We start from the raw sequence: 16,035 nt of genomic DNA on the forward strand, positions 1-16,035 counted from the left end.
GGAATTACTTCCAGCCAAATATTGCATTTCGACCCAATGGTTGGGAATGCCTCGCTCTTTTGTAGAGTAGGCGTTTCCTATTTTAGGATGTATCTATGAAAAAATTATTTAGTGTCCTGTTCAGTGCATCTGTACTCACACTGACTGCATGTAATAAACAACCTGCACAAACTGAAAATTCAGCACCAGCTAAAGACAAAACTGAGTCAGTACGCACAATTAAACTTGTTTCAACAGGTTCAGACACTGACGTATGGAAATATGTTGCAACGCTTCCTGAAACTAAAGAAGCGGGTATTAAACTCGAAGTAACTAACCTGACTGACTACGTTGTGTTGAATACATCTGTAGCAAGTGGCGAACAAGACGTAAATGCGTTCCAGTCATTTAACTATTTAGCAGCTTACAACGCTTCAAATACAGCTAAAGTTGCGGCTGTTGCGACGACTTACTTGGAACCAATGGGTCTTTACGCAAATAAAGTTAAAACTGTTGATGAGTTCCCACAAGGCGCTACAATCGCGATTCCAAACGATACTGCTAACGAAGCGCGTGCATTAACATTATTACAGTCTGCTAAACTTATTAAACTTAAACCAGACTTTGACCCTGTAAAAGGGACAACGAATGACATCGCTGAAAACCCTAAAGGTTTAAAATTAAAACCAATTCAAATGACAACAGCAGTTCGTGTTAAAAACGACGTTGATGCAATTGTATTAGGTAATACATTGGCACTTGAAGGTGGCTTAAACGTACTGAAAGATTCTATCTTCCGTGAACCTATTGACCAGTCTACAAAGCTTTATGTGAACTTATTAGGTGTGGCTGAAGCGAATAAAAATGACCCGATCTATACGAAATTGGGTGAACTTTACCACTTACCTAAAGTACAAAAGTTTGTGAGCGAAAAATTTGCAGGTACAAAAGTTGAAGTTAACAAACCTGTTTCTGAGTTTACTGACATCAAATAAGTAATTTTTTAATTTAAAATTATTTTTCAAAGCTAAGCCTCGGTGATCGGGGCTTAGCTTTTTTATTTAGATTAGCGTTATTGGGTTCGTTTTATTTTTATAATTCATATAATGCCCATTATTTGAAATTGAGAAAAAGATATATTTATTTAAAAATATAAGTATTAAATAGCAATGCCTATTTTTAATACAGATATACAATTTTCTTAGGACTCACCTTTGAAAAATATGAAGTTAAAGATTTAACAATTATGATACCAATACAACCATTCTCCTTTTTTGCAATTTTTCTGTTGTTTATTGCACCATTGATCGGTGTTGTACTAACACTAGGCTTATTGGTGAAAGCACTATTCTTTTGGCGAAAGAAGGCTCAAAAGCCTGTGAGATTTTTTTCTCGAAAGACATTGTTTATTACTGTATTGGCATTGATATGTGACCTATGGGCAGGTTATTTATTTTATATGACTGCATCGGTAAAGTATGAGTTCGCACTTGAGCAGCATTACAAAGAAAGTCGCAGTCATTTCGTTTTATCTCAAGATGTACAATATGGCGAATTGTTGATTCCCAAAGGGAGTTTAATTAATCGTTACGATGCTTTTGACAACGGTGAGCCACAATTACCCCTGAGTTTACGTGGATTACAAGCTGTACGTTTCCCTCATCCTGTAAAAGTCGCAGGAATATGGGTCACTGCGATGGAGCCTCCTCGAATGGAATTGGCATGGGATCAGCAAATAGGTCCAGTTATGCGCTTTGATCCTAATGAGGGAAATGGTTATGGTAAATGGGTTTACGATACGAAACGTCCCACCATCGCCTGTTCTCGTGGGGACATCGTACTGTTTGAAATTCCATCTATTCATTATGATATTGCAAAAGAATTTGGTAAACCTGAACCCGATGGAGCTAATGCACGTTTTCGTCCGAGTGAGTGGGGTGTTCAAGAATGCGGAAAAGGTCAGGGGCCAATTAAAGTTAGTCCAGCATATATGGGAACTAAGCCCAAAAAACCTTGGTTTCAACCTTACTAAAAAGCTCTATTTGGCTTCTTCTGAGATTAAGTCGGCAGTCTTATGGGCTGTTACCAGAATTAATGAGAAGAGTCCTAAGTTTTTAGAAAAAACAATTGCTGTCATGGTTGTAGCAAAGAGAGGTTTATAAATTATTTAGTGTTGAATTAAATATTTTATACGCTGAAAAGCTCTTAATGTATCCTTATAAAATTCTAGTAATTTGAGTAAATTTATGTGGGACACGGTCATTTCTATTTCTATTTTTGATCATTGGCTTTCAGAAGTAGAAGCTGATCAATCGAATATCATTTGCTACGACATCTCATTGAAAAATAATAGCTTGGATGAATATTTAAATGGGGAAGAAAAATTCTTAAACTTTTACTATCAACTTTTTGATGAGTATTCTTTTAAAGATAATAAAAAAATAGATTTTGATGAATATAAAGCCATCATTATACAAAGTCTAAGAGAGCAGCGGTTGATGGATATTTATGTTCAAAATCGAAAAATAAGGTTACAAGGTGGATTTGATAGAACTGATCAGCTCTTTTTAGCTAATGCATCTTTGATTCCAGATATTATGAAAAAACTAGAAATAAGTAAATTACACGTTTTAGAGACAATGAGTTATGAAGATTATTTAAAATTAAAGTAATACAGCTTATAGAAAATCTTTCTAGCTCAAATAAAACAGCCTCCTAAGATTGTTTTTCTCTCATTTATAAACCCTCATTTAACAATAACTCTCCTATTATTTATCCTTACTTTTTAATGATCTAAATTAAAGCAAATGTCATTTTGTGTGCTTGACTGCAATAGGGCGGAGCACTATCCTTTGCCTGCTGGCCACATTGCCAGTCGGTTTTAGCAGACCGCATCAAACGTACATTAAAAGTTTCATACTTTTAGTGTTGAGCCCTCGTGCCCCCTCTGCGGCGGAACGGGAGGGGGACACCTTCGGGTGTGCTGGCCACGTTTGACCAGTCTGCTAACCCCCTTTCGTTCTGCCACCATAATTCCTATTCATGTCTGGCGGAACTCCCAATAAAAAGGAGTTGGCTTTGCACATTCTTAATTTCTTGGCAGCCTTTGCCAAAGTCTATATCGACACGACTTAAACTTTAAAAGCAGTTTGATGGCCATTGCGCTTTTCAGGCTTTAATTCGTCACGACCAAAAAACTTAATCAACAATAAAACTTGAGATGTGCTAAGCACAGTCTTTACGGCTTTGCTATGCCTTTTTTTCTCCCAAAAAAGTATCTCGCTTATCTACAACAAGAATTTTATAACGGTAAAACTATGCGACATTTAGTGATCTCCCCACGTGCCATACAAGTCGTAAATAAATCGATTAATCTGTTTCACAACCACGGATTTCATACCGTTGGAATCGACAAAATCGTGAAAGAATCTCAAATTCCCAAAGCGACTTTTTATCATTATTTTCACTCTAAAGAGCGGTTTATCGAAATCTGTTTGAATGTTCAAAAAGAACGCTTAAAAGAAAAAGTAGTATCAATTGCTGACTACGACCAAGGTGCAGATGTGATGGATAAACTTAAAACACTTTATCTTTTACATACCGATTTAGAAGGGCTGTACTACTTATTATTTAAAGCCATTTTTGAAACAAAACTGACCTATCCCAAAGCCTATCAAATCGCAGTGAGGTATAGAACGTGGTTACTGAATGAAATCTATAGCCAACTTATAAAACTAAAAACCGATGTTTCCTTTCAGGATGCCAAACTATTTTTATATATGATTGAAGGCGCGATTATTCAGCTTTTAAGCTCGGGTCAAGTAGGGAATAGAGAGATGATATTAGAATGTTTTTTGAAGCAGTTTAAATTTGGCGATCCTATGTAATCTCTACACATTTTTAAAGGAAATCAAATTTCTAAAAGCCCTCAGATGAGGGCTTTATATATTGTTTTTCTAGCTTAGAGACTCTTTCAAAAAACCTCGTTGGCCAAATAGCTTTTCTCGAAATTCGGCTTCTAATTGCTCGGTTTGCATGTGTAAAGGATTAAAATTTTCATCTCTGACATCAAGCATATCCACAAATGCTTTCGATAAAATTCCTAACCGATTAACTCCTCCAAATCCTAAATAAACACCATCCTTTAACTGCTTTAAGCTAAATCTAATATCTTTCCTTTTTAAAATTTTTATCCAATATTCAAACATAATAGGCATGATAAGTTTTGCAACTCTAGCTAAAGCGAGTTTTCTATTTTTACTCGAGTTGCCACCGATGGCATTTAGCACATCAAATGCAACCGACTTATGTTCAAGCTCTTCGAGTGCATGCCACTCCCAAAGATTTCTGCTCTCTTGTGTAGTTTTTCGCTTAATTAACTGGTCTGTGAGTAATAGGCGAGCGAGAGTAGCTGTGTAGTGTTCCATAACTACTGTCGCCGCGACTTGTTCGACTATTGAAAGTTTACGTAATTTATCCAATCGTGCTTTAGTTTTGGCCTCAATCTCGATTACTTCAGGATAATTAGAATGGATGAGATGATTGTTCAGTGTTTTATGTTCACGGCTATGAAAGGCTTCTTGAGCAATAAAGGCTCTGATATCTTCTAAAAGTTTTTCATCCTTAATTTGATTTCGAACATTTCTGATACTTTCAATAAAGAACATTTCACCTGGGGGAAACATAGCTGAAAGTACAACGAATAAAGACGTAACGACAGGATTTTCTTCATAATAAAAAGAGTAACTTTTATTCACATCGTAAGAAAGTTCAACATTACGACGAACAATTTTTTGATTTGTAGCGAGAGCTGTATTCATTTTTTTTAACTCATCTTTAAAAAACAATTGATCAAATTTTGATTTCAACTAGAATTTATCAATGAATTTATACGGAAAAAAGACGGATTTTTTGAAGGATAAAAAACAATGGTAACTATAAGAAAACCAAAACAAAATAGAGCTAAAAACACATTTGAGTCTATAGTGAGTGCAGGATTTATATCTGTTATGAAAAACGGCTTGGACCATACCACTGTACTTAAAGTGTGTGAGATAGCAGGCGTAGGATCGGGAAGTTTTTATGAGTATTTCAAAAATAAAGAAGCACTTTTTATTGAGATGCAGCAGCACTTTATTATGGAAATATCCAAAGTCATTTATGACGTAATTCCAGAAATTTTGGATTTAGAGATCCCTGAAGCAATCAGAAGAATTTTTTTAAAAATCGGTGAATTTTTGGCGAAGGATAATAATAAATATTTTTATTGGCTCAGTGTTTCTTCTAAATATAGTACTGAAGCAAGTCATGTAAAAGCTGTAAAAGCGATTAATGTATTGGCGATTGAATATGCCATGAAGCATCCTGAAGTATTAAAAATCAAAAACTTAAAAATGATGGTTTATATTTTGATTCATTCAAGCATTGCTTTAACGATGAACTTTTTTGCTTCACAAAATATGGGTTTCACTTTTGAAGAGTTAGTTGACTGCTTAATTAATATTACGATGTCATACATAGAAGATGATAGGAATAAGGTGGTTTAATTTTCTGTTTGAAAATTTGTGTTTTTTAGCCCCCTAAATGCATTTCAAATTAAAGGCTTCCAACGATTCATATTGAAAAAATAGAATTGTATGGAAGCCTAAAAATTTAAAACTTAGAATGTATTTTGAATAATGACATCGTCGTAAGGAAGTTTATTTATTTCTAATCTTGAGTTGAAATGAAAAGTTAGGAAACAATAAAAGTAAGAAAAACTAAGTAGTTATTTCCATTCAACTGAAATCCTTATTAGCTGTCCAAGCAAAACCACCTTAATGAATTAAGTTGAAATCAAAAAAAATAATTTCAATTATAGAATCATTAAAATTAGTTTCTTAGAGCTTTTAAAGCTACTTCTACACTTTCGTATAGGTTTTGAACAGGCACATTATCTTTTGCTTGAATCGTGATACCAAACAGTATCATGCCAAAGTAATCTGCTAATACATCCGAGTTTAAGCTTTCAGCTACATCGCCATCTTTTTGACCTTGCTCAAGTCTTGCTTTGATGAGAGCAACAGTCTTTCTACGCTCATTACTTAAGATCTCTTGGACATTTTTACTTTCAGATGAACCTGATAATGCTGCGGATACGACTAAACAACCGGTTTTATCAGGCTTACTATAAAATTGGTCAATCGTTCTGATTAACAAATTTTTAATGCCTTCTTGAGCTGTTAAAGACTCTTGAAGTGCCTCAATTCGATAATTGCCAAAGCTTTTTACATAATAATCAACAGCTTCAATAAACAACTTTTCTTTATTTCCAAAAGAAGCATAGAGACTTGGCGGATTGATTTCCATCTCTTTTGTCAGGTCATTAATCGATGTTGCTTCATAACCATTTCGCCAAAATAGATTCATTGCTTTGTCTAATGCAGCATCTCGATCGAAATTACGAGGACGGCCACGACCTGCGGTTTTGTTCATTTTGTTCTCCATTTTGTATCAATCACTACAAAAAAAGTTGACTGTATTTTAGCATGATTATATAGTGATCACTACATAAATAATCTTATCCATATTTTAAGGGCTAAAAAATGAATCACAAATTATTTAATCCAGTGACTGTGGGCGATGTTGAACTCAATAATCGTATTGTTATGGCACCAATGACCAGATCAAGAGCAGCACAGCCTAACGATGTGCCGACCGAACTCAATGCACTTTATTATGGTCAACGTGCAAGTGCAGGTTTAATCATTACTGAAGGCACACAAGTTTCTGACGTAGGTAAAGGCTATTCTTTTACACCTGGTATTTATTCAGAAGAACAAATCAAAGGCTGGGCATTAGCGACTCAAGCTGTACATGAAAAAGGCGGAAAAATTGCTGCTCAGTTATGGCATGTAGGGCGTATGTCGCACTCTTCATTGCATATTAATCACGAGCAACCGATTGCACCATCTGCAATTCAGGCCAAAGCATCTGTATTTATTGCCAATGAAAAAGGTGAAGGGGCAATGGTACCTGCCGAGATGCCACGAGCAATGGATTTAGATGATATTCAAAACGTTAAACAGGAATTTATTCAAGCTGCTCAAAATGCCGTGAAAGCCAACTTTGACCTAGTTGAAGTTCATGCTGCAAATGGTTATTTGTTTGACCAGTTCTTATCTACAGATGCGAACCAGCGTACCGATAACTATGGTGGTTCTGTCGAAAATCGTGCACGTTTCTTATTAGAAACAGTCGATGCATTGATTGAGGCGATTGGTGCTGGCCGAGTAGGTGTGCGTTTATCACCTTGGGGAACGATTAATGGCATGACAGACCAACAACCCGAAGAAATTACGCTTTATTTAGCTGAACAATTACAAAAAAGAAATATCGCTTATATTCATTTGGCTGAGTGGGACATGCTTCCACATGGTGATACTTATCCTGTGGGTTTCAGAGAAAAACTCCGTTCATTATTCACAAACACATTAATTGTTTGTGGAAATTACTCACTCGAAAGAGCCGAAACTATTCTTGATAAAGGATTAGTAGATGCGGTGGCATTTGGTCGTCCTTTCATTTCCAACCCAGATTTAGTAGAGCGTTTACAGTCAGGTCATTCTTTAGCACCAGCAAAATCTGAATATTTCTATGGTGGCGATGCAACGGGTTATACCGACTATCCAACTGCTCAATAAGCTCACTCTATAAATCAAGGCTAAGAAAATGAATAAATTTTTTAAAGTAATGACTCTGTCTGCAGCAATTGGTGTATTGGGATTAAGTCAAGCAAATGCAGAATATGACCCAAACTTAAAGTCGATAGATACACCGCCAGCCGTTTCACAGCAAATGTTTAATGAAGTGAAATCTAATGGGTTAGGGCAATATGCTTATGCAAAAGGTTTATCTAGTAAGTTTATCGAGTCTGAAGGCGTAAAACTCCATTACGTTGAAGGCGGATCTAAAGGTACACCGATTGTATTTATTCATGGTTTTGGTTCGACATGGAAAATGTGGGAACCAGTCATGCTGTCTTATATGAAAGACCATAAAGTGATTGCAATAGATTTACCGGGTTTAGGTCAATCATCTCCCATACTTAACGATGATTATTCGGCAGAAAATACCTCAAAAATCTTGATTGGTGCGATTAAAAAAATTGCTGGTAAAGGGCCAATCTATTATGTCAGTCACGATTTAGGTAATTCGGCTTCTTATCCACTGGTTGCCAATAATCAGGGCTATATCAAAAAAGTAGTATTTATGGACTCGCCAATTCCAGATCGTGCGATGTTTGGATATCCGGGATACACACTTGATGGTCCAGGTCTGGGTTGGCACTTTGGTTATTTCAGCTTTGGTGATATTGCTGAAAAGCAAATTGCACATGATCCAGATTTATTTTTCTCGTACTTTATTAAAACTTATGCAGGTAAAAAAGACATTTTTACGCCTGACCTCCTTGCTGAGTTGATTGAGCCATATTCGACTCGAGATAAATTAAAAGCAGCTTTTGGTTATTACCATTCTCATGCTGATTCAGTTCGTCAAAATGAAGCATTACTTGCTAATGGTAAAAAGTTAACCATACCTTCTATGGCGCTTACCGGCCAAAAAGGCGTAAATGATGTTTTGGTTAAAGAGATGCGAGCAAGATTTGTAGCTGATCCAGCCCAATACACAGCCATTATCTTGCCAGATACAGGACACTGGATGGTGGAAGAAAACGCTGAAGGTGTCGAGAAAAGTTTATCGAACTTTTTATTTAAATAAATATGAAATTCATCGCACTCAGGCTTAAGGCTTGGGTGCAATGAATTATTTATTTTAAATGAGTCATTAATATGAATAGATATTTTAAAAATATATCCATTTCTACAGCTTTTATTTTGGTTAGTTCTTCATATGCGAATGCAGAATATGACCCAAACTTAAAGTCGATAGATACACCGCCAGCCGTTTCACAGCAAATGTTTAATGAAGTGAAATCTAATGGGTTAGGGCAATATGCTTATGCAAAAGGTTTATCTAGTAAGTTTATCGAGTCTGAAGGCGTAAAACTCCATTACGTTGAAGGCGGATCTAAAGGTACACCGATTGTATTTATTCATGGTTTTGGTTCGACATGGAAAATGTGGGAACCAGTCATGCTGTCTTATATGAAAGACCATAAAGTGATTGCAATAGATTTACCGGGTTTAGGTCAATCATCTCCCATACTTAACGATGATTACTCCGCAGAGAATGTATCGAAAATTCTATTAAGTGCCATAAAACAAATTACCAAGAATGAGCCTATTTATTATGTTAGTCATGACATTGGAAATACGGCTTCTTATCCTCTAGTTGCAAATAATCAAGATTACGTTAAAAAAGTTGTCTTTATGGATTCTCCAATTCCAGATATGGAGACATTCCATCACCCGGGTTATTCACCAAAAGGGCCGGGTTTAGGCTGGCATTTTGGTTATTTTAGTTTTGGTGATATTGCTGAAAAGCAAATTGCAAATGACCCAAATTTATTTCTCTCGTACTTTATTAAAACTTATGCAGGTAAAAAAGACATTTTTAAGCCTGAACTCCTTGCTGAGTTGATTGAGCCGTATTCGACTCGAGATAAATTAAAAGCAGCTTTTGGCTATTACCGTTCAAAAAAAGACTCAGCCCTACAAAATGAAGCACTTTTAGCAAATAACAAGAAGTTATTTATTCCTGCAATGGCACTTAGTGGTGAAAAGGGAGTGAATGATGTTTTGATTAAAGAAATGAGAGCGAAGTTTGTGGAAGATCCAGCTAAGTTAGAAGCGGTAATTTTACCTAACACAGGTCATTGGCTAATTGAAGAAAACCCTGAAGGCGTCGAGAAAAGTTTATCCAAATTTCTATTTAAATAATCCGTAAAACTTTTACATTCGAATCGATCTTGAACTCGGATGTAACTCAGCTAAAACATCCTTATTCCTATTTGTTCGAGAGAAATGAAAGATGAAAAATAAACTGCCATTCTTGTCTTTATTTTTTGCTTGTCTTACTGCATCAACAGTCAGTTCTGCAAATAATGTGTATGGAGAGCATTTAGAAGGATTTAAATATCCTTATCCGCTCCAATATTTTAACTTCTCATCCCAACAGCAAAATTTAAAAATGGGATATATGGATGTTCAACCCCAAAAACCTAATGGGCAAACAGTGGTGGTTTTGCATGGCAAAAACTTTTGTGGTGCAACTTGGGAAGAAACCATTAGTTTTCTAACACAAAATGGCTATCGGGTGATTGCTCCCGATCAAATCGGTTTCTGTACTTCTAGCAAACCAGATCATTATCAATATAGCTTCCAACAGCTTGCGCAAAATACACATGCTTTATTGGATAGGTTAAAGATTAATAATCCTATTTTGTTAGCACATTCCACAGGGGGAATGTTGGCTACTCGCTATGCGTTGATGTATCCCAAACAAACAAAATTATTAGCAATGATTAATCCGATTGGACTAGAGGATTGGAAAGCAAAAGGAGTTCCATATCGTAGTGTTGATCAATGGTATCAGCGCGAATTGAATTTAAGTGCTGAGTCAATTAAGGCTTATGAGTCAAAAACGTATTATGGAGGGGAATGGAAGCCAGAATATGGTAAATGGGTTGATATGCTGGCTGGATTAAATGCAGGTAAAGGACATGAGAAAGTCGCTTGGAATTCAGCACTTATTTACGACATGATTTTTACCCAACCTGTCTATTATGAGTTTCCTAACATTAAAGTACCTACTGTGCTTTATATTGGGACTGATGATACCACTGCTATTGGAAGTGATATTGCCCCACCTGAAGTTAAACAAAAAATTGGTCAATACAGTGTTCTTGGTAAAGAAGCTGCCAAAAGGATTCCAAATGCTGAATTAATAGAATTTGCCAATATGGGGCATGCTCCACAAATGCAAAATCCCAAAAAATTTCATGAGGCTTTGATTAAAACCTTACAGAAATATAATTAATTTTCTCTTTAATATTATTTTATTACAGGCTTATTCATTAATTTAAGTTTAAGGAATAAGCTCTGAAATATCTATTCTTTATATTGCCATGCTTTTAAAAAGGTCCGGCAAACTTCTTCATTTAACTGCTGTAGCTCTTGAGGGGTCGGAATGTTTCCGCTAATCAGCGTAGCAGGATATGCATATCCCATTACAGCACCGAGGAATGCTTTTGTTGCTTCCTCTGGCTGATCAATTTTAACAATGCCTGCATTGTGTGCTGTTGCAAGAATATCGGTTAACGATCTTTTAATATTTCCTTGAGTACGCTGTTGAATTTTTGGAAGAATTTCCTTCATTTCAACTAATGCAATAATCAGCAATCTTTGCAGGCGAATGACATCAATATGATAAAAATGATTTTGTACAGCCTGCCCAATTTCTAAGAGTAATTGATCTAGGCGCTTATTTTTTAATTCATGTTGTTCAACAAAAGGCACTTCCATTTCTGTTTTTAAATGATCAAAAACTTCAATAAGTAGAGCCGTCTTAGTTGGGAAATGGTTATATAAAGTTTGTCGATTTGTTCCGGCTTTAGCTGCGATAGCTTCTAAACGAACTTCTAATCCATGCTCAAGAAATAGTGCACGCGCTGCTGCAAGGATAGTAGGGCGAATTCGAGAAGGACGACCTGGAGATTTTTTTAACATATGAGGATTTCTTGCACATCTTATTTATTTACTTTACAGTAAAGTAAATAAATTGTCTATAAGTCTGGGGTCCCAGATATGTTTGTTTTTAATTTTTTACATCGTAATGCTTTGTGTTTATTGCCTTTGCTACTTTTTTTGAATGGCTGTGATTCTGATCAGCCTGTGACTAAAAATATTCAACAGGTGGGCACGATCACTATAAAACCAGAGACGATTGAATCTACCTATCAATTGGCTGGAAGAACAGTTGCCTCTGAGATTTCTCAAGTGCGACCGCAAGTAAATGGCGTGGTTGTCGAGCAATTGTTTAAAGAAGGCTCTCAGGTAAGTAAAGGCCAACCCCTTTATAAAATTGATTCTTCACTTTATCGGGATAGCGTTGACGAGGCCGCGGGTAACCTTGCACTCGCTAAAGCAACAGTAAATTCGACTCGTTTGCAAGCCGAGCGCTATAAAGAATTGATTAAAGTAAATGGCGTGAGTCAGCAAGAGCTTGATAATGCTCAAAGTGCATATGAACAAGCAAAAGCCACCGTGACAGTAAATGAAGCCCTACTGAAAACGGCACGAACCAATTTACGTTATACACAAGTTACTGCGCCTATTTCAGGACGGATAGGGCGCTCTTCAATTACACGTGGAGCTTTAGTCACCTCGGCCCAAACAGATCCTTTAGCAACGATTCAAAAACTAGATCCCATGTATGTTGATTTGACTCAGTCGAGTGATGAATACATGGCGCTGCGCAAACAGCTTACTGAAAATGGAATAAAACCGACTGAGCTTTCAGTACGTTTACAGCTTGAAAATGGCACGAACTATGCGGAACAAGGAACGTTTAAATTTAGTGATATTGCAGTAGATGAAGCCACTGGAAGTGTCACGTTACGTGCTGCGTTTTCTAACTCGAATAATGCTTTATTACCGGGAATATATGTACGGGCGGAACTTGGAACGGGCACACGTCCTAACAGTATCTTAATTCCTCAAGGTGCGCTGTTCCGAGATGCAGAAGGAAATGCGCTTGTTTGGGTTGTTGGAAAAGATAATAAAGCCGAACAACGAAAAATTACTTTAGGGAGTGCGATTGATAATCGTTGGTTAGTGACCTCTGGCTTGAAAGCGGGAGATCAAGTCATTGTTGATGGTCTGCAAGGTTTAAGTGCCGGCATGACGATTGATCCTACCCCAATGAGCTGAGGATTCTCTATGTTGTCGAGTTTTTTTATTGCACGACCTATTTTTGCTTGGGTCCTCTCTATTTGTATTATGGCATTGGGGACGATTTCGATTTTAACGTTACCCATTGAGCAATATCCTGACATTGCACCACCGGGTGTAAATGTCACTGCGAATTACCCGGGAGCATCGGCCAAAACTGTTGAAGACAGTGTGACCCAGATTTTGGAGCAACAAATTAAGGGTATTGATGGTCTTCTTTATTTTTCATCGAGTAGTAGTTCGGCAGGACAAGCACGAATAAGTCTGAGTTTCGATCAAAATACCAATCCCGATACTGCGCAGGTGCAGGTGCAAAATGCTGTGAATCAGGCGCTGAGTCGATTGCCTCAAGAGGTTCAGCAGCAAGGGATCACTGTAACAAAATCACAAGGCGATAGTTTACTGGTCTTTGCGCTTTATGATGAAAGTGGGACTAGATCTTCTGTCGACATATCTGACTATATGGTGAGCACACTTCAAGACCCATTAAGTCGGGTCGATGGAGTAGGTGAAATCACTGTATTTGGTGCTCAATATGCAATGCGTATCTGGCTTGATCCTCATAAATTAAACAGTTATGGATTAATGCCATCAGACGTTAGAACCGCAATTGAAGCACAAAACACTCAAATTACTGCGGGAGAATTAGGCGCATTACCCACGCGTGATGGGCAGGCTCTAAATGCAACAGTAACAGCATTATCTCGGCTACAAACCGTGAGCCAATTTGAAAATATTATTTTGCGGACACAAACAAATGGTGCGGTTGTATTACTTAAAGATGTTGCCCGAGTCGAGCGCGGTGCAGAGAGTTATCAGACGTCTACACGTCTGAATGGAAAGCCAGCTTCGGGGATGTCTATTCAGCTTGCATCTGGTGCCAATGCATTAGAAACCGCTGAGCGAGTTAAAGCTGAGGTCACACGATTAACTGCCTCTATGCCAGCGGGTTTAAAAGTTGCATACCCACGCGACAGTACGCCATTTGTAGAAGCTTCGGTAAATGGAGTGATTAAAACTTTAGCTGAAGCGATTGTTCTCGTCATTATTGTCATGTTCTTATTTTTGCAGAGCTGGCGTGCGACTTTAATTCCGGCAATTGCAGTCCCAGTTGTATTGTTAGGTACATTTGGCGTATTGAGCGTACTTGGTTATAGCATTAATACACTGACTTTGTTTGCGATGGTTTTGGCAATTGGTTTGCTTGTAGATGATGCAATTGTGGTCGTGGAAAATGTTGAGCGGGTTATGCATGAACAAAATGTTGATGCTCGGCAAGCCACCTTAATTTCAATGAAGGAGATATCAGGTGCGCTCGTGGGTATTGCCATGGTACTCGCAGCGGTATTTTTACCTATGGCATTTTTTGGTGGTTCCGTCGGGATTATCTATCGCCAGTTCTCGGTAACGCTCGTATCGGCTATGGTACTTTCTGCAATTGTTGCTTTAACACTTTCACCTGCGCTATGTGCAACCTTACTCAAACCTGCAAATGAAAAGCATAAACAGAGAAAATTTTTTACTTGGTTCAACCGTAAAGTAGAGCAAGGTCAATCAGGCTACCGTACAAAGCTAGTTGCTGTTTTAGGTAAACCCAAAATATTTATGATCATATTCGTGGGTATTACAGCTTTGTTAGGTTGGCAATATACGCGTATGAATACGGGGTTTTTACCCCAAGAAGACCAAGGCTCGGTTATGGTTCAATTTAGTACGCCTGTAGGCACGACACTAGCTGAAACAGAAAGGGTTGGTAATCAGATCGCAGATTATTTTTTAACGAAAGAAAAGGATAATCTCAATGTGATTTTCATGGTGATGGGTAGAAATAACGCAGGCAGTGGTCAAAATGTGGGAATGGCATTTGCTGGACTCAAACATTGGGATGACCGAGAAGGTAGTGAAAATACAGCCGAAGCTGTGATTGCTCGCGCAAATGCACATTTTAAGTCACTGCGTAACGCACGTGTTCAGGTACTTTCACCCGCTGCTGTAAGAGGGCTTGGGCAATCAAGTGGTTTTGAACTTTGGTTGCAAGATGCTGAAAATAAAGGACGAGATGCTTTAATCGCTGCACAAAATAATGTGTTAAAAGCAGCAAATGCTGATTCTGGCCTAGCAGCAGTACGTTTGAATAGCTTAGAAGATAAAGCCCAGTTACAAGTCGATATCGATCAAAGAAAAGCCAGTGCTCTTGGATTAGCTCAAGCTGATATCAGTAATACCTTATCTTCTGCTTGGGGCGGATCTTATATTAATGACTTTATTGATAGGGGACGTGTTAAGCGAGTTTATTTACAAGGCGAAGCGAACTATCGTTCTTTACCTCAAGATATTGGGCAGTGGTATGTTCGTGGCGCTACTGGTCAAATGACGCCATTTTCTAGTTTCTCTTCTGTAAAGTGGCAAATGGGGCCTCAAATGCTGCAACGCTTTAACGGTCTTTCAGCCGTACAACTTCAAGGCTCTGCTGCAACGGGTGAAAGTTCAGGCGGGGCTATGGATAAGATGCAGCAATTGGTCGATCAACAACAAGGCTTTAATCTTCAGTGGAGTGGATTGTCTTATCAAGAGAAGCTCGCGGGTGGCCAAACGATCTGGTTATATTTGGCTTCCATCATCTTTATCTTTTTGTGTTTGGCTGCACTTTATGAAAGTTGGTCTATTCCTGTTTCAGTCATGCTGGTTATTCCTTTGGGTCTTATTGGTGCTGTAGTTGCTGCAAGCCTAGCTGGTTTTGTTAACGATATTTACTTTCAGGTGGCTATGCTTACCACGATTGGACTTTCTGCCAAAAATGCTATTTTGATTGTTGAATTTGCGGCAGCCAAATTGGAGGCTGGTCAGGCATTAATGGACGCCATTATTGAAGGTGCGGGTCAGCGATTACGGCCAATTATTATGACATCTCTGGCTTTTGTTGCAGGTGTTCTACCATTGGCTGTATCTACAGGAGCAGGAGCTGTGAGCCGAAAAGAAATTGGTATCGCCGTAACGGGCGGTATGATTTCGGGAACTCTACTTTCTATTTTCTTTGTGCCTTTATTTTTTCTTTTAGTTCGGCGTTTAACGAATAGATTAAATAACTCAGCAGGAAAATAGTTTCACAAAAATAATAAGAGCTATTAAAAATTAGGCCCTCACGCTATAAGCAGCATGAGGG

At 37.8% G+C, this 16,035-nt stretch carries 14 protein-coding genes; 11 read left to right on the forward strand and 3 right to left on the reverse strand.

The genetic code is table 11. From position 1 onward, the window contains the following. Positions 1-95: 95 nt before the first annotated feature. The 4 genes from AOLE_RS04135 to AOLE_RS04150 all read left to right on the forward strand — a co-directional run bounded on the left by AOLE_RS04135 (position 96) and on the right by AOLE_RS04150 (position 3,866). Positions 96-974, forward strand: a complete 879-nt coding sequence (locus AOLE_RS04135) for a MetQ/NlpA family ABC transporter substrate-binding protein (RefSeq protein WP_005307722.1) — start codon at positions 96-98, stop codon at positions 972-974. Positions 975-1,267: 293 nt separating this feature from the next. Further along, positions 1,268-2,011 (forward strand): hypothetical protein, encoded by a 744-nt coding sequence (locus AOLE_RS04140; protein WP_081399267.1) that lies wholly within the window; start codon positions 1,268-1,270, stop codon positions 2,009-2,011. Between the two features lie 214 nt (positions 2,012-2,225). Then, entirely contained in the window at positions 2,226-2,651 is a 426-nt protein-coding gene (locus AOLE_RS04145) for a hypothetical protein (RefSeq protein ID WP_013197020.1), read from the forward strand. Between the two features lie 645 nt (positions 2,652-3,296). After that, on the forward strand, positions 3,297-3,866 hold the full coding sequence (locus AOLE_RS04150) for a TetR/AcrR family transcriptional regulator (RefSeq protein ID WP_035331513.1): 570 nt from the start codon (positions 3,297-3,299) through the stop codon (positions 3,864-3,866). Between the two features lie 69 nt (positions 3,867-3,935). On the opposite strand, the gene AOLE_RS04155 is transcribed toward AOLE_RS04150, so the two are convergent. Further along, positions 3,936-4,799 (reverse strand): metal-dependent hydrolase, encoded by an 864-nt coding sequence (locus AOLE_RS04155; RefSeq protein WP_013197023.1) that lies wholly within the window; start codon positions 4,797-4,799, stop codon positions 3,936-3,938. A 108-nt stretch (positions 4,800-4,907) separates the two neighbouring features. Here AOLE_RS04155 and AOLE_RS04160 point away from each other — a divergent pair, with 108 nt between their 5' ends. Beyond that, positions 4,908-5,525, forward strand: a complete 618-nt coding sequence (locus AOLE_RS04160) for a TetR/AcrR family transcriptional regulator (protein WP_013197024.1) — start codon at positions 4,908-4,910, stop codon at positions 5,523-5,525. A gap of 325 nt (positions 5,526-5,850) precedes the next feature. Here AOLE_RS04160 and AOLE_RS04165 read toward each other — a convergent pair whose 3' ends face one another. Next, positions 5,851-6,453, reverse strand: a complete 603-nt coding sequence (locus AOLE_RS04165; RefSeq protein ID WP_013197025.1) for a TetR/AcrR family transcriptional regulator — start codon at positions 6,451-6,453, stop codon at positions 5,851-5,853. 110 nt (positions 6,454-6,563) lie between these two features. On the opposite strand from AOLE_RS04165, the gene AOLE_RS04170 reads away from it, so the two are divergent. The 4 genes from AOLE_RS04170 to AOLE_RS04185 all read left to right on the forward strand — a co-directional run bounded on the left by AOLE_RS04170 (position 6,564) and on the right by AOLE_RS04185 (position 10,959). Next, entirely contained in the window at positions 6,564-7,661 is a 1,098-nt protein-coding gene (locus tag AOLE_RS04170) for an alkene reductase (RefSeq protein ID WP_013197026.1), read from the forward strand. Between the two features lie 28 nt (positions 7,662-7,689). Further along, positions 7,690-8,739: an alpha/beta fold hydrolase gene (locus AOLE_RS04175; protein WP_013197027.1), complete on the forward strand. Its 1,050-nt coding sequence runs from the start codon at positions 7,690-7,692 to the stop codon at positions 8,737-8,739. A gap of 71 nt (positions 8,740-8,810) precedes the next feature. Then, on the forward strand, positions 8,811-9,860 hold the full coding sequence (locus AOLE_RS04180; protein WP_013197028.1) for an alpha/beta fold hydrolase: 1,050 nt from the start codon (positions 8,811-8,813) through the stop codon (positions 9,858-9,860). 91 nt (positions 9,861-9,951) lie between these two features. After that, a complete protein-coding gene (locus AOLE_RS04185; protein ID WP_013197029.1) occupies positions 9,952-10,959 on the forward strand; it encodes an alpha/beta fold hydrolase in 1,008 nt (335 codons plus the stop codon). Between the two features lie 71 nt (positions 10,960-11,030). Here AOLE_RS04185 and AOLE_RS04190 read toward each other — a convergent pair whose 3' ends face one another. Further along, positions 11,031-11,648, reverse strand: a complete 618-nt coding sequence (locus tag AOLE_RS04190; RefSeq protein WP_013197030.1) for a TetR/AcrR family transcriptional regulator — start codon at positions 11,646-11,648, stop codon at positions 11,031-11,033. A gap of 78 nt (positions 11,649-11,726) precedes the next feature. On the opposite strand from AOLE_RS04190, the gene adeD reads away from it, so the two are divergent. Together adeD and adeE are read left to right on the forward strand one after the other, a co-directional pair. Next, positions 11,727-12,851 carry a multidrug efflux RND transporter periplasmic adaptor subunit AdeD gene (adeD, locus tag AOLE_RS04195; RefSeq protein ID WP_013197031.1) on the forward strand — a complete coding sequence of 375 codons (1,125 nt, stop codon included), beginning with the start codon at positions 11,727-11,729 and terminating at the stop codon, positions 12,849-12,851. Positions 12,852-12,860: 9 nt separating this feature from the next. Continuing rightward, a complete protein-coding gene (gene adeE, locus AOLE_RS04200) occupies positions 12,861-15,974 on the forward strand; it encodes a multidrug efflux RND transporter permease subunit AdeE (protein WP_013197032.1) in 3,114 nt (1,037 codons plus the stop codon). Positions 15,975-16,035: the final 61 nt, after the last annotated feature.

Origin of the sequence: Acinetobacter oleivorans DR1 (assembly GCF_000196795.1) — a bacterium.
GTDB classification, from domain to species: domain Bacteria; phylum Pseudomonadota; class Gammaproteobacteria; order Pseudomonadales; family Moraxellaceae; genus Acinetobacter; species Acinetobacter oleivorans.

Bases quoted from the DNA above. Each gene is read 5' to 3' on its own strand.
- adeE (WP_013197032.1), top strand. From the start codon at position 12,861: ATGTTGTCGAGTTTTTTTATTGCACGACCTATTTTTGCTTGGGTCCTC.
- AOLE_RS04180 (WP_013197028.1), top strand. From the start codon at position 8,811: ATGAATAGATATTTTAAAAATATATCCATTTCTACAGCTTTTATTTTG.
- AOLE_RS04145 (WP_013197020.1), top strand. From the start codon at position 2,226: ATGTGGGACACGGTCATTTCTATTTCTATTTTTGATCATTGGCTTTCA.
- AOLE_RS04190 (WP_013197030.1), bottom strand. From the start codon at position 11,648: ATGTTAAAAAAATCTCCAGGTCGTCCTTCTCGAATTCGCCCTACTATC.
- AOLE_RS04150 (WP_035331513.1), top strand. From the start codon at position 3,297: ATGCGACATTTAGTGATCTCCCCACGTGCCATACAAGTCGTAAATAAA.
- AOLE_RS04165 (WP_013197025.1), bottom strand. From the start codon at position 6,453: ATGAACAAAACCGCAGGTCGTGGCCGTCCTCGTAATTTCGATCGAGAT.
- adeD (WP_013197031.1), top strand. From the start codon at position 11,727: ATGTTTGTTTTTAATTTTTTACATCGTAATGCTTTGTGTTTATTGCCT.
- AOLE_RS04170 (WP_013197026.1), top strand. From the start codon at position 6,564: ATGAATCACAAATTATTTAATCCAGTGACTGTGGGCGATGTTGAACTC.
- AOLE_RS04160 (WP_013197024.1), top strand. From the start codon at position 4,908: ATGGTAACTATAAGAAAACCAAAACAAAATAGAGCTAAAAACACATTT.
- AOLE_RS04185 (WP_013197029.1), top strand. From the start codon at position 9,952: ATGAAAAATAAACTGCCATTCTTGTCTTTATTTTTTGCTTGTCTTACT.
- AOLE_RS04155 (WP_013197023.1), bottom strand. From the start codon at position 4,799: ATGAATACAGCTCTCGCTACAAATCAAAAAATTGTTCGTCGTAATGTT.
- AOLE_RS04175 (WP_013197027.1), top strand. From the start codon at position 7,690: ATGAATAAATTTTTTAAAGTAATGACTCTGTCTGCAGCAATTGGTGTA.
- AOLE_RS04135 (WP_005307722.1), top strand. From the start codon at position 96: ATGAAAAAATTATTTAGTGTCCTGTTCAGTGCATCTGTACTCACACTG.